The 23577-nt window shown below is 37.1% G+C and carries 21 protein-coding genes; 7 read left to right on the top strand and 14 right to left on the bottom strand.

Going from position 1 to position 23577, the window contains the following annotated elements:
• Positions 1-1355 precede the first annotated feature (1355 nt).
• The 6 genes from BM361_RS06985 to BM361_RS06960 all read left to right on the top strand — a co-directional run bounded on the left by BM361_RS06985 (position 1356) and on the right by BM361_RS06960 (position 5928).
• Positions 1356-1688, top strand: a complete 333-nt coding sequence (locus BM361_RS06985; protein ID WP_254785747.1) for a GNAT family N-acetyltransferase — start codon at positions 1356-1358, stop codon at positions 1686-1688.
• Positions 1689-1774: 86 nt separating this feature from the next.
• Positions 1775-3718, top strand: a complete 1944-nt coding sequence (gene thrS, locus BM361_RS06980; RefSeq protein ID WP_074977818.1) for a threonine--tRNA ligase — start codon at positions 1775-1777, stop codon at positions 3716-3718.
• Positions 3719-3753: 35 nt separating this feature from the next.
• A complete protein-coding gene (gene infC / locus BM361_RS06975) occupies positions 3754-4302 on the top strand; it encodes a translation initiation factor IF-3 (RefSeq protein ID WP_074977816.1) in 549 nt (182 codons plus the stop codon).
• A gap of 34 nt (positions 4303-4336) precedes the next feature.
• Entirely contained in the window at positions 4337-4534 is a 198-nt protein-coding gene (rpmI, locus tag BM361_RS06970; RefSeq protein ID WP_038265602.1) for a 50S ribosomal protein L35, read from the top strand.
• 92 nt (positions 4535-4626) lie between these two features.
• The gene (rplT, locus tag BM361_RS06965; RefSeq protein WP_038265605.1) at positions 4627-4971 is read left to right on the top strand and encodes a 50S ribosomal protein L20; all 345 of its coding nucleotides are present in this window, start codon (positions 4627-4629) and stop codon (positions 4969-4971) included.
• A gap of 141 nt (positions 4972-5112) precedes the next feature.
• Positions 5113-5928: a Cof-type HAD-IIB family hydrolase gene (locus BM361_RS06960; RefSeq protein ID WP_074977815.1), complete on the top strand. Its 816-nt coding sequence runs from the start codon at positions 5113-5115 to the stop codon at positions 5926-5928.
• Here BM361_RS06960 and BM361_RS06955 read toward each other — a convergent pair.
• A complete protein-coding gene (locus BM361_RS06955) occupies positions 5900-6331 on the bottom strand; it encodes a secondary thiamine-phosphate synthase enzyme YjbQ (protein ID WP_074977813.1) in 432 nt (143 codons plus the stop codon). The genes BM361_RS06960 and BM361_RS06955 overlap by 29 nt on opposite strands.
• Before the next feature lie 114 nt (positions 6332-6445).
• Between BM361_RS06955 and BM361_RS06950 the strand changes: the two genes are divergently transcribed.
• Positions 6446-6886 (top strand): MarR family winged helix-turn-helix transcriptional regulator, encoded by a 441-nt coding sequence (locus BM361_RS06950; protein ID WP_083425871.1) that lies wholly within the window; start codon positions 6446-6448, stop codon positions 6884-6886.
• Positions 6887-7055: 169 nt separating this feature from the next.
• On the opposite strand, the gene BM361_RS06945 is transcribed toward BM361_RS06950, so the two are convergent.
• From BM361_RS06945 to BM361_RS06885, 13 genes are all read right to left on the bottom strand, one after another.
• A complete protein-coding gene (locus tag BM361_RS06945) occupies positions 7056-8315 on the bottom strand; it encodes a DUF2264 domain-containing protein (protein ID WP_074977811.1) in 1260 nt (419 codons plus the stop codon).
• 35 nt (positions 8316-8350) lie between these two features.
• The gene (locus tag BM361_RS06940; protein ID WP_074977809.1) at positions 8351-9637 is read right to left on the bottom strand and encodes a TRAP transporter large permease; all 1287 of its coding nucleotides are present in this window, start codon (positions 9635-9637) and stop codon (positions 8351-8353) included.
• A gap of 6 nt (positions 9638-9643) precedes the next feature.
• Positions 9644-10126 carry a TRAP transporter small permease gene (locus BM361_RS06935; protein WP_074977808.1) on the bottom strand — a complete coding sequence of 161 codons (483 nt, stop codon included), beginning with the start codon at positions 10124-10126 and terminating at the stop codon, positions 9644-9646.
• Positions 10126-11106: a TRAP transporter substrate-binding protein gene (locus BM361_RS06930; RefSeq protein WP_074977806.1), complete on the bottom strand. Its 981-nt coding sequence runs from the start codon at positions 11104-11106 to the stop codon at positions 10126-10128. The genes BM361_RS06935 and BM361_RS06930 overlap by 1 nt, the downstream gene beginning before the upstream one ends.
• Positions 11107-11112: 6 nt before the next feature.
• Entirely contained in the window at positions 11113-11766 is a 654-nt protein-coding gene (locus BM361_RS06925; protein ID WP_074977805.1) for a bifunctional 4-hydroxy-2-oxoglutarate aldolase/2-dehydro-3-deoxy-phosphogluconate aldolase, read from the bottom strand.
• Positions 11767-11771: 5 nt separating this feature from the next.
• Entirely contained in the window at positions 11772-12815 is a 1044-nt protein-coding gene (locus BM361_RS06920; RefSeq protein ID WP_074977800.1) for a sugar kinase, read from the bottom strand.
• Positions 12816-14963, bottom strand: coding sequence for an alginate lyase family protein (locus BM361_RS06915; protein WP_074977798.1), 2148 nt, complete (start codon positions 14961-14963; stop codon positions 12816-12818).
• Positions 14964-15095: 132 nt separating this feature from the next.
• Positions 15096-15542, bottom strand: coding sequence for a protein-disulfide reductase DsbD domain-containing protein (locus BM361_RS06910; RefSeq protein WP_235444270.1), 447 nt, complete (start codon positions 15540-15542; stop codon positions 15096-15098).
• A gap of 87 nt (positions 15543-15629) precedes the next feature.
• Positions 15630-17225 (bottom strand): sulfatase family protein, encoded by a 1596-nt coding sequence (locus tag BM361_RS06905; protein ID WP_074977797.1) that lies wholly within the window; start codon positions 17223-17225, stop codon positions 15630-15632.
• Between the two features lie 97 nt (positions 17226-17322).
• Positions 17323-18867, bottom strand: coding sequence for a sulfatase family protein (locus tag BM361_RS06900; protein ID WP_074977795.1), 1545 nt, complete (start codon positions 18865-18867; stop codon positions 17323-17325).
• 8 nt (positions 18868-18875) lie between these two features.
• Positions 18876-20324, bottom strand: coding sequence for an alpha-L-fucosidase (locus tag BM361_RS06895; RefSeq protein WP_217643759.1), 1449 nt, complete (start codon positions 20322-20324; stop codon positions 18876-18878).
• Positions 20325-20371: 47 nt separating this feature from the next.
• Positions 20372-21874: a sulfatase gene (locus tag BM361_RS06890; protein ID WP_074977792.1), complete on the bottom strand. Its 1503-nt coding sequence runs from the start codon at positions 21872-21874 to the stop codon at positions 20372-20374.
• Between the two features lie 267 nt (positions 21875-22141).
• Positions 22142-23575: a sulfatase-like hydrolase/transferase gene (locus tag BM361_RS06885; RefSeq protein ID WP_217643758.1), complete on the bottom strand. Its 1434-nt coding sequence runs from the start codon at positions 23573-23575 to the stop codon at positions 22142-22144.
• Positions 23576-23577: the final 2 nt, after the last annotated feature.

Raw genomic sequence — 23577 nt, 5'->3', positions numbered from 1 at the left:
CGTAAAGCGGGTGCAAATATAGAAACTCTTTTTCATTCCGACCAAACTTTTTTTCATTTATTTTTGAAAAATTTTTCAGGCCTCTCATTCCTCTCTACATCGCCAATTTCTCTATGAACTTGCGCCCTTTAAAACTCGGTATTTCGTGTCTCGCAAAGCGGCTGCAAATGTAAAAACTCTTTTTGTTTCCGGCAAACATTTTTTTCAATTTTTTTTGAAAATTTTTGTCTCCCTAATCTTCTATATCCCGCACTATGTCTATGAACTTCGCTTCTCTTACTACATTACCTCTCTCTCAAAGCGGGTGCAAATATAGAACCTTTTATTTCAATTCTCCAAACTCAAAACCAAAGTTTTTTCAAAGTAATTTATACCCGGTTTATTTCTAGCTCTTTACATCCAAAATTATTTTTGAAATTATCATTGACAACCCTTAAAAGGCACTCTTATATATATCACCGCATACACCACACCTACCCTATTCATAGTTTACACACTCTGTATATATACTGTATCCACACTATTGCACCGGGCCTGGACACCTTTAAACGAGTTGTAAATCTTCTTTTAGCACCTATTAAGGTATCAGGTGGAAGGTTGGAAACGAACAATGACCTTAAAAATAAAGACGAACTCATATATATTATATACTAAACACTCTTAAGGCAACCATACCTTATCCATACTTTATCTATACCGTATCCATACTGTTGCACCGGGCCTAGACAACTTTAAACGAGTTGTAAATCTTCTTTTAGCACCTATAAACCCATCAAATGGTTTGCGTAAAATGAATAAGGACCTTAGGAATGAAGTCGGACTCATATATAATACATAAGGAACATTCTTAAGGCAACCATACCTTATCCATACTTAATATATACTGTATCCATACTGTTGCACCGGGCCTGGACACCTTTAAACGAGTTGTAAATCTTCTTTTAGCACCTATTAATGTAACAGAAGTAAGGTTAGAGATAGATCAGGACAATAGTTATAAAGATCGAACTCATATTATATAGATAGTACTCTTTTTACTCATCCCTGTATTGACTTTGGCTCATCTATCCTTTATCAAGGGGTTACACAGGACTTATCCAGGACTTGTCTACGGCTTTGCACCGGGCCTGGACAACTGTAAAACACTTTATGCAACCTGTGAAACACCGATGGGATTCGCCTCTTTATAAATAGGACAATAAACAGGCGTCAGAATTCGCGTGTTCCTAATAAAATAATGAACTGGCGCTGCTTCCTCTATATACACGAGGAACCAAACCTTAACCCTGTTATTAAGTCATCTTTAAACAAATCATATTATCTATATTCATTTACCTATATCCGGCTCACAACTCATGAAGAAATATTATCTTTATCTTTACAAGATCATCAGACTTTATATAACCATGACAGAGGTACTTCAACAGGATGACGGGAAACACGGAAAGTTTCACATTGCGGAAAACGGTAAAGATTTGGCGTACATGACGTACACATGGGCAGGAACCGATAAGTTTATCATAGACCATACTGATGTAAACCCTATATTAAAAGGTCAGGGTATTGGGTTACGTCTTGTGGAAGCTGCGGTTCTGTTTGCCAGGGAAAAAGGAATTAAGATCATTCCGCTTTGTCCATTTGCGAAAGCCACCCTAGACAAACATTCTGAATGGCAAGATATTCTTTAAAACATCTTATTATATAAAGGTCTTATAATATTGTATGCTTTATAACTTCCTATTATCTTTGCACACTGTATTTAAAAAACTTATTAATGATCAAGATTACATTACCAGATGGTTCGGTAAAGGAGTTTGAGAAAAATTCGACTCCAATGGATGTTGCCAAGAGTATCAGTGAAGGCTTGGCTAGAAACGTTATTTCGGCAAGTTTTAATGGTGAAACGGTTGAAACGGTAACCCCTTTAACCACCGATGGTAATCTTGTTCTTTATACCTGGAATAATGATGAAGGGAAAAAAGCTTTTTGGCATTCCAGCGCACACGTGTTAGCTCAGGCTTTAGAGGAATTGTATCCTGGCGTTAAACTAACAATTGGTCCGGCTATCGATAATGGATTTTATTACGATGTGGATTTTGGTGACCAGGCTGTTTCAGAAAAAGATTTTCCTGCCATCGAAAATAAGATGTTAGAGATTGCCCGTGGCAAGCACGAATTCAATATGCGTTCTGTTAGTAAGGCTGATGCCTTATCATATTATAAAGATCAGGGCAACGAGTTTAAGGTAGAACTTATAGAGAATTTGGAAGATGGAACTATCACCTTTTGTGACCATGCCACTTTTACGGATTTATGTCGCGGAGGTCATATTCCAAATACAGGATATATTAAAGCTGTAAAACTTTTATCTGCTGCCGGTGCCTACTGGAGAGGTGATGAAAAAAACAAACAGCTTACCCGTGTATATGGTATCTCCTTTCCTAAACAAAAAGAGCTTAAAGAATATCTGGCTCTTTTGGAAGAAGCCAAAAAGAGAGATCACCGTAAATTAGGGAAAGAATTAGAGTTGTTTACGTTTTCAGCTAAGGTTGGTCAGGGCTTACCATTATGGTTACCTAAAGGCGCTGCATTGCGCGAGCGTTTAGAACAGTTTTTGAAAAAAGCACAACAAAAAGCAGGATATGAGCAAGTAGTTTCGCCTCATATCGGACAAAAAGAGCTTTATGTAACTTCCGGACATTATGCTAAATATGGAGAGGATAGCTTTCAACCTATTCATACTCCTAAGGAAGATGAGGAGTTCTTATTAAAACCGATGAATTGTCCGCATCACTGTGAGATCTATAACGCCAAACCTTGGAGTTATAAAGATCTTCCGAAGCGTTATGCAGAATTTGGAACGGTTTACAGGTATGAACAGAGTGGAGAATTGCATGGTCTAACCCGAGTTAGAGGTTTTACGCAAGATGATGCTCACATATTCTGTACTCCGGAACAATTGGATGAGGAATTCAAGAATGTAATAGACCTTGTTCTTTATGTATTTGGCTCTTTAGGTTTTGAAAACTTTACAGCTCAGGTATCGTTAAGAGACCCTGAAAATCCTGATAAATACATTGGAAGTACTGAAAACTGGGAAAAAGCTGAAAATGCTATTATCAATGCTGCCAATGAGAAAGGCTTAAATTATGTTATAGAAACCGGCGAGGCTGCTTTCTATGGCCCTAAGCTTGATTTTATGGTGAAGGATGCATTGGGAAGGAAATGGCAATTGGGAACGATCCAGGTAGATTATAACCTACCGGAGCGTTTTGATCTAAGCTATAAGGGTAGTGACGACAAACTTCACAGACCTGTAATGATTCACCGGGCTCCTTTTGGAAGTATGGAGCGTTTTGTTGCTATTTTGCTGGAGCATACAGGTGGTAATTTCCCTTTATGGTTGATGCCAGAACAGGCTATCATCCTCTCTCTCAGTGAGAAATATGAAAAATATGCGGAAAAAGTTTTAAATTTATTGGAAAATGACGAAATTCGCGCCCTCGTTGACAACCGCAACGAAACCATAGGGAAGAAGATCCGTGAAGCAGAGATGAATAAAATACCATTCATGCTGATTGTCGGAGAAAATGAAGAAAAGGAAGCAACGGTTTCAGTAAGAAAGCATGGTGAGGGAGATTTAGGAAGCATGTCTGTAAAATCATTTGCAGATTTGGTAAATAACGAAATCAGTAGTAACTTAAAACCGTTTAAGTAAAATAAAGTTTAACTAAAAAATTATAAGTCATAGCTATTAGAAGAAATAATCGTCGTCCACAACAGAGACAAACTCAAGAACAACACAGGATCAACGAAAAAATTCGTGTACCTGAAGTGAGATTGGTAGGCGATAATGTAGAAATGGGAGTTTACCCAACCAGAGAAGCTTTTTCAAAGGCTCAGGAAATGGAATTAGATTTGGTAGAGATTTCTCCAAATGCAAAACCTCCCGTTTGTAAAATAATGGATTACAAAAAGTTTCTTTACGAACAAAAGAAACGCGAAAAGGCTCTAAAGGCGAAAGCTAGTAAAGTTGTCGTTAAGGAGATTCGTTTTGGTCCGCAAACTGATGACCACGACTACCAATTTAAAAAGAAACACGCAGAGAAGTTCTTAAAAGACGGTGCCAAATTAAAAGCATACGTTTTCTTTAAAGGACGTTCTATTGTATATAAAGACCAAGGTGAGATTTTACTTTTACGTTTAGCTTCTGAATTGGAAGAGCTTGGTAAAGTAGAACAAATGCCTAAACTTGAAGGGAAGCGAATGACTATGTTTATCGCTCCTAAAAAGACTAAATAAGATAAGCGAGATAATTAAGTAAATACTAGGAGAAATGCCTAAACAAAAAACAAAATCTAGTGCTAAGAAGCGTTTTAAGCTTACAGGTACTGGTAAAATCAAAAGAAAGCACGCTTTTAAGAGTCACATTTTGACAAAAAAATCTAAAAAGCGTAAGCTAGCGCTTACTCATTCAACGCTTGTTGACAAGTCGGATGAGAACAGCATTAAGGAACAACTACGTTTAAAGTAATCGTTCCTTCGGTTCAATAAATTGTATAACCCTGGAGTTAGGCTCAAAAAAAGTGTCAGTTTCTGACCGCCTACTACAAAAAATTTAAAATTATGCCAAGATCAGTAAATTCAGTAGCTAAAAGAGCTCGAAGAAAAAAGGTTTTAAAACAAGCCAAAGGTTACTACGGAAGACGTAAAAACGTTTGGACTGTTGCTAAGAATGCGGTTGACAAAGCAATGCAATATGCTTACAGAGACCGTAGAAATAAGAAAAGAACTTTCCGTGCATTATGGATTACGCGTATTAACGCTGGAGCCAGACTACACGGTATGTCTTATTCTCAGTTTATGGGACAGGTTAAAGCTAACAACATCGAACTTAACAGAAAAGTTCTTGCAGACTTAGCTATGAATCACCCGGAAGCTTTCAAAGCAATCGTTGAAAAAGTAAAATAAACGTCTAACAATATATTATCTCGTTTATAAATCCGGTTCTAAGAACCGGATTTTTTATTTTATGATGCCTCAGTAAAATAACGTGCAATTAACATCTAATTACTTCATTCTACATTACTTTTGCACCTTAAATCTATTTAAATGGATCTATCTAAAGTTAGACTTGTCGTTAGTGATATGGATGGGACCTTGCTTAATTCTGAAGGGAAAGTGAGTGACCGTTTTTTTCAGTTATACGAAGAATTAAAAAAACACAATATACATTTTGCAGCAGCCAGTGGTCGTCAATATCACAGTATTACCGATAAGCTGAACAAGATTGCCAATGAAATAACCATCATAGCTGAGAATGGTGGAATTGCCAAGCAGCATGACAAAGAACTTTTGGTAACTCATTTACCCAAAGAAAAGATCGATTACCTTGTTGGACTTCTAAGAGATCTAGATGGTGTATATGTGGTACTTTGCGGAAAAAACAAATCGTATATAGAAACCAGGGAGGTTGAATTTATTGATCTTTTTAATGAGTACTATGCAGCTTATGAGATTGTTGAAGATCTCACCAAGGTTGATTCTCAGGACATCTTAAAAATAGCTGTGTTTCATTACGAAAGTTCCGAGGCCCATATATATCCGGCTGTAAAACATTTGGAAGATGAGATGCAGGTAAAAGTATCCGGGCAAAACTGGTTAGATCTGTCTCACCCTGATGCCAATAAGGGAGTCGCCTTAAGATTTCTTCAGAATCAACTGGGCGTTACCAAAGAAGAAACAATGGTATTCGGAGATTATAATAATGATTTGGAAATGATGCAGGAGGCTTATTTTAGTTACGCCATGGATAATGCTCATCCTAACATAAAACAAGCGGCTCGCTTTAGAACCACCAGTAATAATGAAGATGGAGTGGTTCAGATCCTGGAGCAACTTATCGCTTCGAGGAACCAAAAGCTGTAATCACTAATTTTCTTGTCCCCCCATTATTTCGATGCTCGCATAGATAAATTCCTTGCCAGGTACCCAAATTTAACTGACCATCAGTTATGGGTATAGTAACGGACGACCCTAAAAGCGATGCTTTTATATGCGCTGGCATATCGTCGGGACCCTCATACGTATGAATATAATAGGGTTCATTTTCTGCTACCATTTTATTGAAATGCGATTCAAAGTCCGCTCTTACCGTGGGATCTGCATTCTCATTAATTGTCAAACTCGCCGAGGTATGTTTAATAAACACCTGTAATTGACCTACAGTCAGCGTAGCTATCTCTGGGATGGAATCGAGTATCTTATTTGTTATAAGGTGAAAACCTCTTGGATTGGATTCAATTTTTATCTCCTTTTGAAAAATTCTCATGTTAATTTAAATCCGTTAAATGAATTTTAAGCCTTAAAAATATAAATAAATGACAAAAACAATTGCTTTTAATTGATATATCAATTATATTTATATTAATTAAAATTAGCATTGGTGAAGCTACCAAATGAAACCATTTTTTATGTTATAGAACGAGCTATTAAGGAATATAGAAGAATGGCTCAGAAACGCATAAGCAAAAGCATCCCTAAAATCACCATTGATCAAGCTATGGTACTGATCTTTTTAAAGAAGTATCCTAAGCTTTCTCAAAAAGAGTTGGCCAAATTGGTTTTTAAGGATGCTGCTTCGGTTAACAGAACTATTGATTTAATGACTAGAAATGGCTATTTGGAGAAATCTTTAAATCCTTCGGATAAACGTCGATATCATTTAAGCGTTACCGTATTTGGAGATCGCACTCTTGATGAAATGCAAGAACTCATCAAACAAAATCGAAGCATGGCTTTAAAAGGCATAACTGATAAAGAAATTGAACAAGTTGACCATATACTCCATAAGATTATTGAAAACTGTAATAATCACAATGGCTAAAAAATGAGGAGGAACTCATCTCAGCAGCGGATTTTAATTCTTAAATCACTTTTGAGATGAGTTTTTAACGAAATAGGAAATAATACAATTCTAGCAACTAACTTAAATCTAACCCAAACCAACTATTTCCTAAAGAGCCCTTAAACAATATTGTTTAAGGGCTCTTTTTTTAATAGTCTACATGATAATCTTTTTTAAAGCTTTTACCGCTCCACGCCTTTTTCGAGGTCCATTCTTCAGGATCCGAAGTCCAAAATTCATCATCGGCAGGTAAACCTAAGGGTAGAAAACTTAAAGAGGCCATATACATACTTCCGGTAGACGAATAATAATCGGCCACGTCGGGGTGATGTCCGCAGAAGCCTAGCGTAAGCCAATCATTCTTATCAAAGGTTCCTTTTTGAAAGATGTTCTTTTTAACGGCGGTAAGTGCACTCCTCACTTGTGCCGGACTTATATCTTCAGGTAATTTCTTTATTAATGCCACTTGGGCCAGCGCTTGAAATGCACCATTCCTATAGGTAATAGATCTACCTATAACCGGATAGGTTCCTTCAGGAGAAATCATCCGCTCTAAATGCACCACATATCTTAACATCCTTTTTAAAGCAAGTTCATAATCTGCTACTGGTACCTTTCCATGATCTGATAATACTTTTAAGGTATCTACCAGCATCGGATGAATTACGAAAGAATTATAATAATCAAATGAAAAATTCGGACCATCACTATACCAGCCATCACCTACATACCAATCTTTAAATTTATTCAATGCACGATCTACAGCTTCTTTATCCCACTCCTCTCCAATTTCCAGGAGGAAAGCTTCAGTTATTGCAGTAAAGAGTTGCCAATTATTGTTCCAAGGTTTTCTGGTTCTAAGTGCTTTGAATTCTTTGACTACTCTCTTTTTGGTGGTATCATCTAATGGCTCCCATAATGCTTTAGGAGCTCTTAAAAAAGCATGGGCTAAATATGCTGCATCCACTATTGGCTGATATTCTTTGGTGAAATTCAAATAATCGGGATTAGACGGATCAACTCCGTTGGCTATCCCCTTAAGAAACTTTGCTTTTAAATCTTTACGCATTTGTCCTTCCTTGGTGTCATCGTCGGGTAATGCTAACCAGGGTGCCATTCCAGCTGCTGCTCTACCCACCGCTTCCAAATACGTAACATTCTTTCTACCGTCATAAGATGGTGAGACTTCAAAAGGCATATTTTTCACCAAGGTTCCATTAGCCAGATTCGAAAATACAGGATTCATCATTCTATACAACATGCCAGTCCAATAGGCACGATCGTTTGGTTTTTTGGCATCCAATAGATGATTAGAACCTTCCTGGTTTGAAGCAACCAGACTACCAGGGAGCATTGCGGTAATGATTCCAGCTATTGAGGCCGAACCAATAAATTTTCTTCTTTGCATTCGTATTTTGTTTTAGACTTTCAAGAATAATTAAATTAAAACCCAAACCATTTTGGCAATAACATTGTTATATCCGGTATATAGGTAATCAGCAATAACCCGAAGATCATCACAAGGAACAATGGCATTAATGGTTTTACCACTTTTGAAATACTGAGATTCGCCACACTACAACCTACAAAGAGGACAGAACCTACGGGTGGTGTACACAAACCAATACTTAAATTCAATATCATTATAATTCCGAAATGAACGGGATCGATACCCAGGGCAGTAACAATGGGTAAAAATATGGGTGTGAATATGAGAACTGCCGGGGTTATATCCATAAATATTCCAACCCCTAAAAGGATTAAATTGATAACCAACAGCACTACAAATTTGTTATCTGATACATTCATCAGGAGTTCTGTTACCGCTTGTGGCAGGTTTTCATACGACATGGTCCAGCTCATAGACATGGAAGCCGCTACCAATAACATAACGATAGCAGTGGTTCCTGCAGATTTTAAAATGATTTCAGGGAGTTCATTTATGGTAATTTCCTTATAGATCAGTGATAGAATTAAGGCATAAAGTACTGCAATCGCAGATGCTTCGGTAGCAGTAAAAATACCGGCTACAATACCACCAACCACCACAACCAATAAAAATAAACTTGGTAACGCTCTCAAGAAATACTTGAAGATTTCATACCATTTGGCTTTTAATCCTATCGGATATTTTTTCTTATAAGCATAAATACCTGCCACCAACATCAATAAAAATCCGATGAGAAAACCAGGCACATACCCTGCTATAAACAAAGCTGCTATTGAAGTTCCTCCACTTGCCAGTGAATAAACAATCAATACATTACTCGGGGGAATTAACAAACCTGTGGTCGAAGAAGTAATATTCACAGCTGCACTATATGCTTCATCATATCCTTCTTTTTTCATTCTTTTACCCATTACTCCTCCGATGGCGGAAGCCGCAGCCACCGCAGACCCGGAAACCGCACCAAAAAGCATACATGCAACTATATTCACATAGGCAAGTCCGCCCGGAAAACTTCCTACCAGCGACTTTGCAAAATCAATCAAGCGTTTAGCAATTCCACCTTTATTCATTAATTCTCCTGCGAATATGAAAAAAGGAATGGCAATGAGGGAGAAGCTGTCCAGACCCGTTGCCATTCTCTGGGCTACCACGGTAAAGGTTGCCAAAGAAGGAATACTAAAACATAAGGTGATTAATGCTGATAACCCAATACTATAGGCAATGGGAACACGCAACATTAAAAACACAACAAAACTTATAATGAGGATATAAATTTCCATGAACTTTTATTTAATGCTATACTCTGTATGACTGACTACATTTTTAAAATGACTTATACTATAAATGATGATCAAAACTCCACTTATCGGTAAAACCATATATATATAGGCCAACGAAATTTCTAATGCAGGCGATTTTTGTTCCAGGTAATAGGTTAGATATACCAGTCTACCACCGCCAATAACTAAAACGAGTAAGGCGAATAAGCCCACGAGAAAGGCAGCAATTTTACCTAGAATACGCTCGCGGTATAAATTCATCCATTTTGACGGGATCAATGAGATTGCAAGATGCATTCTTTTTCCGGTAGCATAGGCTGCTCCCAACATACCAATCCATATCAAAAGATATCTGGCCAATTCATCAGTAAAAGAGCTGGGGGCATTCAGCACATATCTTGAGAACACTTGCCATAATACATTTAAGGTCATGATTGCCATTAAAGCGATTAACACTTTTTCCAATATATTGTCTAGCATTCGCTTCATTATTCTTGAGATTTTATGGCATTAATCATTTCTGCAATCACTTCTTCTTGTGCTGCTTCTTCATACAGTTCTTTTACACTATTGGCAAAAGGTTCTTTATCTGGGTAAACAATCGTAACTCCAACCTCTTTTAAACCCTGGATAGCTTCTTCTTCTGCCTCTTTCCACAGTTTTCTTTGATATACCACAGATTCCTGAACCGCTTCTTTCAGCCATACTTTTTCATTTTCATTTAATTTATTCAGGGTTTGGGTTCCGATTAATAATACATCCGGGATAGCCGTATGTTCATCTATGGAGAAGTATTTACATACTTCATATTGTCTTGACAAGTAAAAAACCGGTGGATTATTCTCTGCACCATCTACAACTCCTGCTTGTAAAGCCGTGTACAATTCGCCAGCAGAAATAGGGGTTGCGGCACCACCCATGGCCGAAATCATACTCATGGCCATTGGACTTTCCATGGTTCTGATCTTCTTACCCTTTAAGTCTTCGGGTTTTTCTATGGGATGATCTTTGGTGTAAAAACTTCTGCTCCCAGAGTCGTAAAAAGCTAAGCCATGCAACAAGGACTGATCGCTGGAGGATAAGATTTCCTGACCTACTTCACCGTCCAGAACTCTGAATTGATGTTCTTTATTTTTAAAAATATAGGGTAATCCAAAAACTTTATATTGAGGAGCAAAGTTAGCCAATACTGCAGCTGAAACTTTAGTCATATCTAAACCACCTATCTGAATTAATTCCAGACATTCCCTTTCTGATCCTAATTGCTGGTTAGAATAAATTTCTATCGTAAGTTTTCCATTGGATTTTTCTTCCAGCCGTTTTGCCATAAACTCCATGGCTTCATGTACGGGATGCGTTACGTCTAATCCATGAGCACACTTTAGCACTTTTTGATTTGATTGCTCTTTGCAACCATAGGTAATCAGACAAAAACAACTTAAAACAACAACTATTAATCTATGAAACATTTTTAATTATTTGATAAAGGCCATTGCCTCACTGATTGCTGTTTTAATTTTTTTAAAGTCTCCCGCTTCAAGCCATTCTTTTTTGAAAAGTGCAGATCCGATACCTACACTACACACACCTGCATCAAACCACGAGCGTAGATTTTCTTCTGTAGGTTGTACCCCACCAGTAACCATGATATCGGTCCATGGACAAGGGGCTTTAACGGCTTTAACAAATTCAGGTCCTCCAAGTTGAGCTGCTGGAAATATTTTTATTATGTCTGCTCCCAATTCATGGGCGTTTCCAATTTCAGTAACCGTTGCACATCCGGGAATCCATACAATTTTTCTTCGGTTACATATTTTCCCAATTTCGGCATTCAGGAGTGGTGATACAATGAAAGATGCTCCATTCTGCATGTACAAAGCGGCCGTTGGTGCATCAACAATAGACCCTGCTCCCAATTCAAATCCGGGTAATTCTTCTAACACATATCGGTTAAGAGCGGCAAAAGTTTCATGAGCAAAAGTACCTCTGTTGGTAAATTCAAAAACTTTAAGTCCTGCTTCATAACATGCTTTAACCACTTGTTTACACACTTCCAGATCGGAATGATAAAAAACTGGGACAATTTTAGATTCCTTTATTTTTATGATTGTATCAACTTTTATACTCATATGAATTATCTTGAAACATTAGTTCTTTTATTCGTGTTCATGCTCTGAAAAACTTCTTCTTTGGTTACCAGGTTAAAATCACCTCTGATGCTATGCTTTAATGAAGCGGCAGCCACTCCAAATTCAAGGCTTTTGGCGTCATCATCAAAACTGTTAAGACCATAAATTACACCTCCAACAAATGCATCTCCGGTACCAATTCTATCTACAATATTCGTTATTTTATATACTGAACTTTGACTGACATGATCATCCGAGAACAATTGAGCTGCATATAAATTTTCATTGGTGTTTTCGGTATTTCTAAAACTAAGAATGATCTTTTCAAGTTTTGGAAAACGCGCTTTTAATTTGGTTATGGTATCTGAAGTTTGATGAACCTCGATACCTTCTGTGGTTAATTCTACATAATTTGCGGGCAGTTCAAGCATTGTTTTAAAGGCAGCCATATCGCCGAACAGTACATGGGTATAAGCGACGAGTTCCGGCATTACCTGGGAAGGCAGCTTCCCCCAATTCCAAAGTTTATGACGCATATTTAAATCTGTGGAAATGGTCAGTCCTTTCTTTGATGCTTCTAAAATGGCTCTTCGGCACACCCTTGCTGCATTCATAGAAATCGCAGGAGTGACACCGGACCAATGAAACCAGGTGGCATTTTTAAAAACCTCATCCCAATCGATATGCTCTTCCTCAATTTCATAAAAAGAGGAGTATTTTCTATCGTATATTACTTTACTATTTCTATTAGACACTCCCACTTCGAGATAATAAGTCCCCAACCTATCACCTCCATACACCATCTGGGAAACATTCACATCGAGTTTTTTAAGGATTTGAACAATACTCCCGGATAACTCATTTTCCGGAATTCTGGATACAAATGAAACATCTACCCCAAAATTCGCAAGTGAGACTGCAACATTGGCTTCACTTCCACCATAATTAACATCTAAGGATGTAATTTGAGATAATCGATAATGATTTGAGGTAGACAACCTCATCATGATCTCACCGAATGTAATTATTTTGGGATGTTTCGTATTCATTTATTTTAAAACTTTAATATTTTGCTTTCCATTACTTCGTTCTATCATAACGACTTCACCGATAAGAACCTGATCATCGACTATCTTATGCGAAACCAATGATTTTGAAATATCGTGAGAGACCATGATAATGTATTCTTTATCGTCTATTTTCAGTTTAATCGCTTCTGCCTGATTATCTGGTAATTCTTTTCCACCTCTGTTAAAAACCGGAATTCTTTCATAAGTAATTTGATTATCCTCCGGAAAATACAATAGTGTTATAAAGGAATTAAAACCTTCTGCCTTTATAGACAATTCGGCTCTTTTAATTTCTTCCTTGTAATTATAATCCGGAGAGTACCATGCATCAATTAATTTAGCATCCACTGGTTTCAGTGGTTGTATTCTTAGATTATTTTTTTCACGGGTTGTTGAAAGTCCTCCTTCCACTATTTCGACTTGTTGATCAGCAAAGTTAAAATATTGAGAATAGGTATGTTCTTCGTTGGCTTCAAAGCTATCGATTAACAGCCATACATCAGGCTTTAAGTAAAGCATTCTACGTTTCATTAATACCGGATCTTCCAGTCTAAGATACGCTTTATTTATTGCCTCGGCATAATCAAATCCATCTTCGATCAAGGCATAAGCTCCTTCAGACTTCGCTTCAAACTTATTACTCCAGGAACCATTGTATATAGAGTTAGTAAGGTTATCCACTCCCAAAGTGTTGTGAGCTGTATTTTCTTTGAAGTATTGGCGCCAATCATTGTATACATAGGTATATCTTCCTGTATCTACCAGGTAATCTTGTCCGTGTGCGAATAAAGTAAAATGAAGGATGTTATCATGAGAGTGCCCACCACCTATTCTTCGCATGTGGAAACTACTGTAAAAGGCATCCTCATTCCAGGAAGATCGTGAATACAGATCGCCGGCATTAAATTGGTATGCGGATAAAAAGTCAGGTGATTTTTCGCCGAGTTCTTTATAAGAGTTGTTTACCTCTTTGCCAAACAGAAAATAGTTCTCATAGTTTAATTCATCGTAGGCTCTCGATTTTAAAACCTCGTCCTTAAATAATACCGAAGCGGTAGTAAGCATATCTCTTAAGTCATTATCATCGCTATCTCCTAATAAGGGTTCATTATAATTTGGTTTTTGCCAATCGAGATTCGCATGGCCCATTTGTAATGTTTTATTCATCAACCTGTCTGTAAGCTTTATATTGGCTCTTTTTGCTAAAAGAACCGTATTCATAAAGCAATGCATTACTTCATTATGATACATCGGAGATTGCTCCCATTGCGTTCCATCTTCCAGAATCTGGTTCTGTATACATTCGTGCAATTTTTCAACGGAACTGGTTTGCCATTCTTCTCCTTTTTTAAAATCTGTCAGGAAAACTGCTGCACTAAACAAACCACTGAATTCAATAACCCCCCAATTACTAGTTCTTGAATGTCCGCTAAAATGGCTATTTAAGTAGGTTGCATGTTCAGCGATACTACCTAAGAATTTTTCTAAAAATTCTGGAGTTACATGTTTTGAATCTTTCATGTATTCAAAACTTTTTACCCAGTTTTCCATGCGAATACCCGCCTCAATTCGTCTCCATGTAGTCCATTTTGTCTTTTTATCTATGAGATTGTTATCGATCCAATGAGTAGCCTGGTCTACAAACTCCTTTGCATATTTTTCTTTTCCGGTAAGCAAGTATGCTTTTCCAAGATCTAACCAAAATCGATGTCTGCTGAGCATAAAAGTCCATTCCTCATCACCAAAAGGATTTACCTGCCAATCAATTTCTCCTTTAAACACATAGGGAACGGTAGTTTTCTCCATATCCCATTCATATTCGAACAAGAAATATTTTCTTCTTACTTCATCCGCCACGCGAATAGAGGTTTCCACCTCATCTTTAAAAGTGTCTTTTATATAAGATACATCATCTTTATTTACTTTTAGATAGATATTTTCCTTTTCTCTATAAAAATCCAACAAGGCTTTTCTTGCATTTTTAAGATCATTCGACTCATAAAATTCTTTCACTTTTGACAGTGCAGGATTATTATAGTCCAACATTTCAAATACAAGGGTGTTTTGAGCAAAAGAAGTAATCCCTAAAAAAAGTGTGAACAAGAGCAGTAATGTATTCTTTTTCATTTCAAGATGATATTAAATATTTCTTCAATAATACTATTAATATTTAAATAATACAAACGATTGTATTTATATTTATGGTACAAAAAAACCTTGAATATCATTCAAGGTTCATGAATTTAATAAAATTTTTATTTATAATTCAAATTGCAGTTCTTCTGTTGTTGGCGGTAAACATCTCGAATCGTCACAGACCATAAATTCAACACTTCCTTTAATGGTGAACTTTTGATTTGGTGCCAACCTTATTTTTTGTTTAAAAACTGCCTTAGTATCAAAGTATTTAATCTTCATTTCAAAGATCTTATCGTCAACTACATGACCATCCTCTTCTACCGTACCTTCGACTAATTTAAATTTCTTAGAGGAATCGTCATAAGTAAAAGTGGTCGCTACCGGACCTCCCTCCGGAACATCCTGTGAATACAAATGCCATCCTTCGTCAATAGTAGCCGTAGCCACCAAATAGGCTTCTGTTTTACTAATTTTTTCTACGGAAGTAGACCATTTAACGGGTTCTAGTATTTGGGCCTTCGTCACTGCCGCAGCAAAAAACAATAATACAACAACTAATTTCTTCATTACGCTCATTTTAGATTATTTGATAAATGTATATAGTTTTAGAAATATTAAAAGCGCTCCATATTACTTTAACATAAGTTTATAAGGCTATTCAAGCGCGTTATTATCCATTATTGTTTGCATGATCGGATAACTTTCATCTGTATCACCATATTGCGCTCTTAGTTTCAATAATTCTTCTTTCATTTGGGCTATTCTTTCTGCATATTGTGGCTGGTTGATAGCATTATTTAATTCTTTAGGATCTTTTTCCAAATCATAAAATTCCCAGGTTGGTTCTGAAGGTTCATCTTCTTTAGAACCGTATTTACCTAAACCTTGACCATAAAAGAATGCCAGTTTATACTTATCAACTCTTATACCAAAGTGTGCCGGCCTGTCGGGATGGTGCAGCCAATACCTGTAATACATGGCATCTCTCCAGCTTTCGGGTGTTTTACCACCTAAGTTTTCTCTAAAGCTTTCTCCCTGTATATATGCTGGCTTTTCAATTCCTGCATAATCGGCCATCAGTGCAGCAAAATCAATATTTAGAATGATATCATCTATACGCTTACCTCCTTTAATTTCCTTTGGATATCTGATAACAAAAGGCATACGTAAAGACTCTTCATAGATGAGCCTTTTATCAAAAAATCCATGCTCTCCGAGAAAATATCCTTGATCGGCCGTATAAATCACAATGGTATTATCGGCTATTCCTTCCGCTTCCAGGTAATCGAGTAACTTTCCGATATTATCATCGATAGCAGCTCCACTGCGCATAAAGTCCTTCACTAACTTTTGATAAATCTTTTTACGAAGTTCTATACTGTCTAACCCTTCAAGAGGATAAGGCAAACCCGGGTAATCGGTCCAGAATGTCTCAGGATGCTCTGTAGCCTCTTTCCATCTGGCAGCCAGTTTTTCCAGTTTTTGTCCAACAAAGGTTCTCCCTCCGTTTCCTTTACCAAAATCTAATAATGATTCCGGCTCCGGAATTTCCAGATCGGTATAGAGGTCCTTAAATCTTTCGGGATAATCAAAAGGTTCATGGGTTGCTTTAAAGCTACACAACATAAAAAATGGCTTGGTGGTATCTCTTTGTTTAAGGTGTTCTACCGTTAGATCGGCAATCACATCTGTTGAAAATCCTTTATAGACTTTCCCTTTACTACCATCAGCCCCATCCGTCCAGGTTTCTTTAGTTTTAAGTATTGGGTCCCAGTAGCGTCCCTGTCCTGGTAATACATTAAAATAATCAAAACCTTCCGGCTGTTTATCTAAATGCCACTTTCCGATTATGGCCGTTTGATAACCATTTTCACCAAGTGTTCTCGCAATATTAGGATGTCCCTGAGGCAATGGTTCTCTTAAGGTGTAAACCTGATTTAGATGACTGTATTGTCCGGTTAAAATTGTCGCCCTGCTGGGAGAACAAATGGAATTGGTACAGAAGGCATTGTTGAGCACTGCTCCTTCATTGGCCAAACGTTTAATATTATCATTCTTCACATAATCTTGAAGTTGCCCGCCATAAATGCCCCAGGCTTTAGAGGTATGGTCATCGGAAAGAATAAACAAAATGTTGGGCTTTTGATCGCTCACACTTTGATCGGCCTTTTCTTTTTTATCAGCTTGCTTACAGTTAACATTCAACAAACTTATAAATAGGATGAAGGCAAACAACAATGGATTTTTCATTATACTGGTGTTTTATTTAGTACTCGTTAATGGAGAATGGGTATGTTCTCATTTTACAATTCCCCCTTTTTGTGTTTCAGGATTTCCTCTGGCAAATTTAGTAGGTTGTCACCTTATATTGTTTTTGTAATTCCTCTAATTTACTTTTCAATTCTTTAATCAAGGATGAATATTGCTCATCATGAAACAAATTATGCATTTCTTCCGGATCTTTTTGCAGATCGTAAAATTCCCATTCATCCATATCTTCGTAGAAGTGAATTAATTTATAACGGTCTGTACGGATTCCGTAATGTTTTTTAACCCCATGTTCATTCGGCGATTCATAGTAATGGTAATAAATAGCCTCTCTCCAATTCATTTTTTCATTATTCAAAAGTGGTTTTAAGGATGCACCCTGCATATCTTCGGGAATGTCAACTCCTGCAAAGTCCAGAAAAGTAGGAGCATAATCTATATTCTGCACTAATTCTTCTATGGCACCTTTATTTTTAATTCCCTCAGGGTATCTCATCAATAAAGGGGTACGTAAAGATTGCTCATACATATATCTCTTATCAAACCAACCATGTTCACCCATATAAAATCCTTGATCTGAAGTATAAACAACCAAGGTATTTTCTTTAAGGTTATTTTGGTCGAGATAATCCAATAGTCTTCCCACGTTATCATCCAAAGACCTGATAACTTTTAAATAATCGTTCATATATCGCTGATATTTCCAGATCGCTAATTCGTCATCTGTTAAACCTGCTTCCTTAAACTGTTCCAGGATAGGCGTATAATAGGCATCCCATATTTCCTTTTGTTCAGGATTCATTAGGTTATACATATTTTTGTAAGCGTTCCTATATTTACTTGGCAGCGCATCGTCATTCATTTTAAGGTCATAAACCAAATCCATATCCTTAATAATACTCATCTTATTGAGCTTCGCCGCTTTCCTTCCTTCATAATTATCAAAAAAATTAGCCGGCACCTTATATTCCTTTTCACTCAGGGAATCAAGCATGGTTATGTTTGGTTGCCAAATACGATGCGCTGCCTTATGATGTACTAATAAACAGAAAGGTTGATCTTTTTTTCGGCCGTCAAGCCATTGCATGGCCTTGTCGGTAATTACATCTGTCACATAACCCTTGGATGGGGTTTTTTCGCCATTTTCAATAAAAGTAGAATTGTAATAATTTCCCTGTCCGATAAGTATTTCCCAATTATCGAAACCTGTTGGATCACTTCTCAAATGCCATTTCCCAATCAATGATGTTTGATATCCTGCCTGTTGAAGATATTTGGCAAAATTTGGTTGTGTGTTATCAAAGGTTGTAAAATTGTCTATCTGACCATTGATATGACTATGCTTCCCTGTTAACATAACTGCTCTACTGGGAGCACAAATAGAGTTTGAAACAAAACTATTGTTAAATATCACTCCTTCATTGGCAATCCTATCCAGGTTAGGCGTTTGTATATATCGATCGTCATAGGCACTCAAAGTCTGATAAGAATGATCGTCGGTCATTATAAAAACAATATTAGGACGACTCGATGTTTTTGCTTCTTTAGTTTGGGTTGAACAACTCGGGAAGCTCATAGCTATTAATGCTAAAAAGAATAAGAAATAACTTAATTTCGTTCTCATGGAAATGGCTAAATTTTAGGTTGAAGATACTGATTATCGGAGTTATTTTGATCTTTGTTTGTTTCAATTACCATTACAAATGGTTCTTCCGGATGATTCTCAGGATTATACTGTATTAAAAATTCATTGTTGTAGGTCTTTTCAATGGAAAGTTCCAAGCCGGGGTTATCCAATAGATACACCTTTTCGACGGAAACTCCTTTTTTGGTTTTAACGGTGTATACTCCCGATATCGGTTGATTAAATACAACCATATATTTTTCCTGGGTAATACGATTGGTTGTGAAATATCCCCAGTCTTGTTTTTCCCAGTCAAGGTAACCGCAATTATAAATAGCGGTACTGTTTACCTTCATCCATTCTCCTACCTGTTTGGCTAATTTTGTTTCCTCTTTTCGAATAGTTCCTAAGCCATCAGGACCGAAATTCAATACAAAATTGCCATCCAAAGCAACTGCTTTTACCAGCATTTCGATAAGCTCATTACTTGTTTTTACATGTCCACGCCAATCGGAATGGTATCCCCATTGATTTTCAGGAATTGTCATTACACAATCCCAGTCGTTGCCATGTACTTCCTCGATGGTATTTGGCATTTTTCGTTCCCAACCTTGTTCATAATCACCCATCATATTTCCATTGGCATCAAAGTGCCTGTTACCGTAGTCATCAGGTCTAAAACGGCTTCCAATAATTAAGCCCGGAATCATTTCTCTTAATTCTTTATCCAGATCATATACATAAGAAGCTTGTGCTTTCCAGGCCGCATCCCAGGTGCCATCAAACCACAATCCCTTGGTTTCAGGATATCTGGTTAACAATTCTATTAATTGATTTCGTGTAAATTCTTTAAACACCTCATAATCTGTACGATCTTTATCAGTCACCAATTTCGATTTATATCCGAAGTGATTCCAGTCTATAATAGAAAAATATAAGTACACATCGATTCCTTGTTTATCGTAGGCTTCTACCAATGCACCGATTATATCTTTTTTATATGGCGTATTGGCGATGGTATAATCGGTATACTCACTAGGCCACAAACAAAATCCATCGTGATGCTTGGTTGTAATAATAACGTATTTGGCTCCTAATTCTTTGGCCTGTTTTGCCCAGGCGTTAGCATTGAATTTTTTGGGATTGAATTCTTTATATAAATTATCATAGGCTTCATTAGGCATTCCTTTCCATGACCGTATCCATTCGGCTGCGCCGGCATAGTATTTTCCATCCCAATGCCCACCGGGAATTGCATAAACTCCCCAATGTATGAATTGGCCCAAGCCATAGTTTCGCCAATCTTGCATTGGTTGATCGGTTCTTTTTCCTATGCGCTCGGCTCCATACTTTAAAGTAATATTAGTTCTTTTTTCATCACTTTGTCCGTAACCCACGCCTAGTACAAAGAAAACTATCAGGAGTTGTATCTGAGTTAAATGGTATAAAATCTTCATATTTTTTTTCATCTTTAATCTTAAAGTTATTGATGTCGATGGTTAAATTAGTTTTGGTATAAACCGGTATTTCCTGCTTCCCACAATGGGGTTAAACTATCGATTAGCTTATGTCTGCCTGCTGCAATGTTATGTAATTCATCAGGATCGTCTTCATAGTTAAATAATTCTATTACAGGTTTTTGTTTTCTAAAATACTTTGTTAACCGATACTTTTTAGTTCGCAGCGAGATTCCTTTTCGGTAATAACTAAAGGCCACATTCTCCCAATTTTCATCCTGAGTAGCTGTCAACAGTGGTTCCAAACTTCTCCCCTTTGTTTCATAAGGCATTTCGAGACCCGCGATATCCATTATTGTTGGATAAATATCAATCGTACTCACTATATTGGAATTTACGGACTGTCCCTCGTTCATTGAACCTGGCATTTTAATAATTAAAGGGCTATGCAATGCCTTTTCAAAACATGCATGTTTACCCCACATATGGTGATCACCTAACTGCCACCCGTGGTCACCCCACAATACTACTATGGTGTTTTCATACAGGCCTTGGTCTTTTAAGGCTTTTAAAACTTTACCAACCTGGGCATCAATATAACTGACACTGGCATAGTAAGCATGTTTCAATTTACGTGCATATGCATCAGTAGCCGGTTCTTTCAAAGTAGGTTTTTCATCTCCCAGCAGGTATTGATTCAGCTCACCATTATTATTCAGACTTGCCATATGAACATTTTCCGGTAACTCAGTTCCCGTGGAAAGGGGAATACTGTCTCTTTCATACATGTCCCAATATTTTTTGGGTGCATTAAAAGGTAAATGAGGTTTAAAAAAGCCTACTCCTAAAAAGAAAGGTTTATTATGTTTTTTAAATTCCTTTAATTTTTGTGTGGCTAAATTGGCTGACAACCCATCGACATAATCATCATCTGACTCTGCTATTTGTTCGTATGGCTTCACTTTTTTATTCAAGCTATTTCGATTCGAACCATCGGCATATCCAAAAAAGGCATTATTTCCTGTCTTCCACTTACCCGGGTTCAGTAACATTTCATCCCAACTATAAGGGAGCTCTAAGGGAGCATTATCTGATTTTTCCTGATATCCATAGACCAAGCCATCGGGATGGTGACTTATTTTACCAATCCCAACGGTGTAATACCCATGATTTCTCAAGTGGTGAATAAATGTTTCCGGAGATTTGTTTTCCTTGTTTTTGGTAATTTTATGTACCATCACATTATTATTCAAATCCTCAACAGTCGCAGGCAGTTTGCCCGTAAGGAGTCCATAACGGGATGCTCCACAGGTGGGAACCGTAACATAGTGATTAGAAAAAAGGACCCCATCATTAGCCAACCTATCTATATTTGGGGTTTGAATGATTTGATTTCCGTAGCAACCCAATTCGGGTCTTAAGTCGTCAATAGCAATAAAAAGGATGTTCGGCTTTTTTTCCTGTTGCTGTTCCTTTGATTTAGAAATGCAAGAACAAATAAACAAGAGTAATCCTATTAGTAAGTATTGTGGTTTTAATTTAATCATCATTATGAATGGAATTTTAAAAAAAAGAGACCAGTTAAACCAGCCTCTTTTTTAATTAAAAACTCAAAACAAAACATAACTATCTTAACATATTTATAGAGCGCCTCTATAAACTAATATTACATCTTTACCAACCTGGGTTGCTATTTTACTTATGTAACAATAGTACTAAAAAAGTATGCTTTATCCAATCGTTTGTCATTTTTTTATACAAATGCCCTAAAAAAGCCTATTAATGTATTATTTATAACAGATGAACGGCTATTTCCATTAGTACTTTTCAATTTGATACCTGTTAGGGTGGGCACTATTATACTGTTTATCGTGAGAAAGTCCCAGAAATAACGGATCCTTTAATTCTTTGATCCATGCTTCCATGAGCCTGGAGTACTTTTTTTTAATTTTAGGGTTGTCATTAATTAGGTTAGTAAGCTCTCCAGTATCTTTGCTTAAGTTAAACAATTCCTCCAGGTTTCCATCGGCATTAACCAATTTCAAATCACCAATACGAACGGCGTAACTTTCCTTGTCAAACTGTCTCCAATAAAGCGTTTTATGAGGCGTTGCATTATTGGTTCCTGCTAAAAAAGGCAATAAGTTCACTCCGTCTAATTTATTTTTAGGCTTTGCTTTGGCCGCCGCTGATACCGTTGCAAAAATATCAAGTGAGATCACCGGTTTATGATATGCAACTCCCGCTGGGATCATCCCTTTCCATTGCATTGCAAAAGGCACCCTAATTCCCCCTTCATACAACCAACCTTTGCCTTCGCGTAAAACTCCGTTATCTGATCCGTTATGCTTTTCAGGCCCCCCATTATCCGAAAGAAAATAAACCATGGTATTTTTTGCCAAATCGTAATTTTCCAAAGCATCCAGGATCTGTCCTACTCCATCATCTACTGCACTTACCATGGCTGCATAGGTTCGTCTTTTTTTATTCTCAATATGACTAAATCGATTTAAGTATTTTTCCGTAGCTTGTAATGGTGTATGTGGAGCATTATAAGCCAGATAGAGAAAAAAAGGCTCTTCTCTTTTGTTGCTTACAAAATTTACCGCTTCTCTGGAAAGTGCATCTGTCAGGTATTCAGTTTCGTCTATCCTTGAATCATTTTTTAAAAGTTTGGTTTTGTACGCCGAGTATTGATTTGTTAACTCTGACAAATCGTTCAGCACCCAATCTTCCGGAAAATAATAATGTCCTCCTGTCAGAAAGCCAAAAAATTCATCGAACCCGCGCTTTAATGGCCTTAGATCTTTATGACCTCCTAAATGCCATTTTCCAATCGCCATCCCATGATAACCTTCTCGCTTAAGCACGGTAGCCAACGTTTCTTCTGATAGTGGAAGCCCTTGATTAATGTCGTTAGGGGCAAATAGCGGGTTTCTTCCAAAACCAAATCGATCCTGATATCTGCCTGTAATTAAACCTGCACGGCTTGGACCGCATACCGGATTGCTTACATAGCCTTCAGTGAATTTAACTCCATTGGTAGCAATGCGATCAATATTTGGTGTTGGAATATCCTGGCATCCATTAAATCCGACGTCATTATATCCGAGATCATCGACAAGAATTATTATTACATTGGGTTTACCCTCCATTTTACCCGATTGACTGGTTTGTGCACTCAAATTGAAAGAGAATACCACTATCATGAGGATACTCAAACTAAAAGGATATATTCTTACTTTATTCATAT

Source organism: Zhouia amylolytica (genome assembly GCF_900116365.1).
In the GTDB taxonomy this organism is placed as follows: Bacteria; Bacteroidota; Bacteroidia; order Flavobacteriales; family Flavobacteriaceae; genus Zhouia; species Zhouia amylolytica.
Note: the sequence above shows the minus strand (reverse complement) of the source record. Positions and strands in the feature narration are given on the sequence as shown.

Coding starts and splice junctions, on each gene's coding strand:
- BM361_RS06930 (WP_074977806.1), bottom strand. CDS start 11,106: ATGTTTCATAGATTAATAGTTGTTGTTTTAAGTTGTTTTTGTCTGATT.
- BM361_RS06890 (WP_074977792.1), bottom strand. CDS start 21,874: ATGATGATTAAATTAAAACCACAATACTTACTAATAGGATTACTCTTG.
- rpmI (WP_038265602.1), top strand. CDS start 4,337: ATGCCTAAACAAAAAACAAAATCTAGTGCTAAGAAGCGTTTTAAGCTT.
- BM361_RS06925 (WP_074977805.1), bottom strand. CDS start 11,766: ATGAGTATAAAAGTTGATACAATCATAAAAATAAAGGAATCTAAAATT.
- BM361_RS06885 (WP_217643758.1), bottom strand. CDS start 23,575: ATGAATAAAGTAAGAATATATCCTTTTAGTTTGAGTATCCTCATGATA.
- rplT (WP_038265605.1), top strand. CDS start 4,627: ATGCCAAGATCAGTAAATTCAGTAGCTAAAAGAGCTCGAAGAAAAAAG.
- BM361_RS06985 (WP_254785747.1), top strand. CDS start 1,356: ATGAAGAAATATTATCTTTATCTTTACAAGATCATCAGACTTTATATA.
- BM361_RS06945 (WP_074977811.1), bottom strand. CDS start 8,315: ATGCAAAGAAGAAAATTTATTGGTTCGGCCTCAATAGCTGGAATCATT.
- BM361_RS06905 (WP_074977797.1), bottom strand. CDS start 17,225: ATGAAAAATCCATTGTTGTTTGCCTTCATCCTATTTATAAGTTTGTTG.
- thrS (WP_074977818.1), top strand. CDS start 1,775: ATGATCAAGATTACATTACCAGATGGTTCGGTAAAGGAGTTTGAGAAA.
- BM361_RS06920 (WP_074977800.1), bottom strand. CDS start 12,815: ATGAATACGAAACATCCCAAAATAATTACATTCGGTGAGATCATGATG.
- BM361_RS06915 (WP_074977798.1), bottom strand. CDS start 14,963: ATGAAAAAGAATACATTACTGCTCTTGTTCACACTTTTTTTAGGGATT.
- BM361_RS06900 (WP_074977795.1), bottom strand. CDS start 18,867: ATGAGAACGAAATTAAGTTATTTCTTATTCTTTTTAGCATTAATAGCT.
- BM361_RS06940 (WP_074977809.1), bottom strand. CDS start 9,637: ATGGAAATTTATATCCTCATTATAAGTTTTGTTGTGTTTTTAATGTTG.
- BM361_RS06935 (WP_074977808.1), bottom strand. CDS start 10,126: ATGAAGCGAATGCTAGACAATATATTGGAAAAAGTGTTAATCGCTTTA.
- BM361_RS06960 (WP_074977815.1), top strand. CDS start 5,113: ATGGATCTATCTAAAGTTAGACTTGTCGTTAGTGATATGGATGGGACC.
- BM361_RS06895 (WP_217643759.1), bottom strand. CDS start 20,324: ATGAAGATTTTATACCATTTAACTCAGATACAACTCCTGATAGTTTTC.
- BM361_RS06910 (WP_235444270.1), bottom strand. CDS start 15,542: ATGAAGAAATTAGTTGTTGTATTATTGTTTTTTGCTGCGGCAGTGACG.
- BM361_RS06955 (WP_074977813.1), bottom strand. CDS start 6,331: ATGAGAATTTTTCAAAAGGAGATAAAAATTGAATCCAATCCAAGAGGT.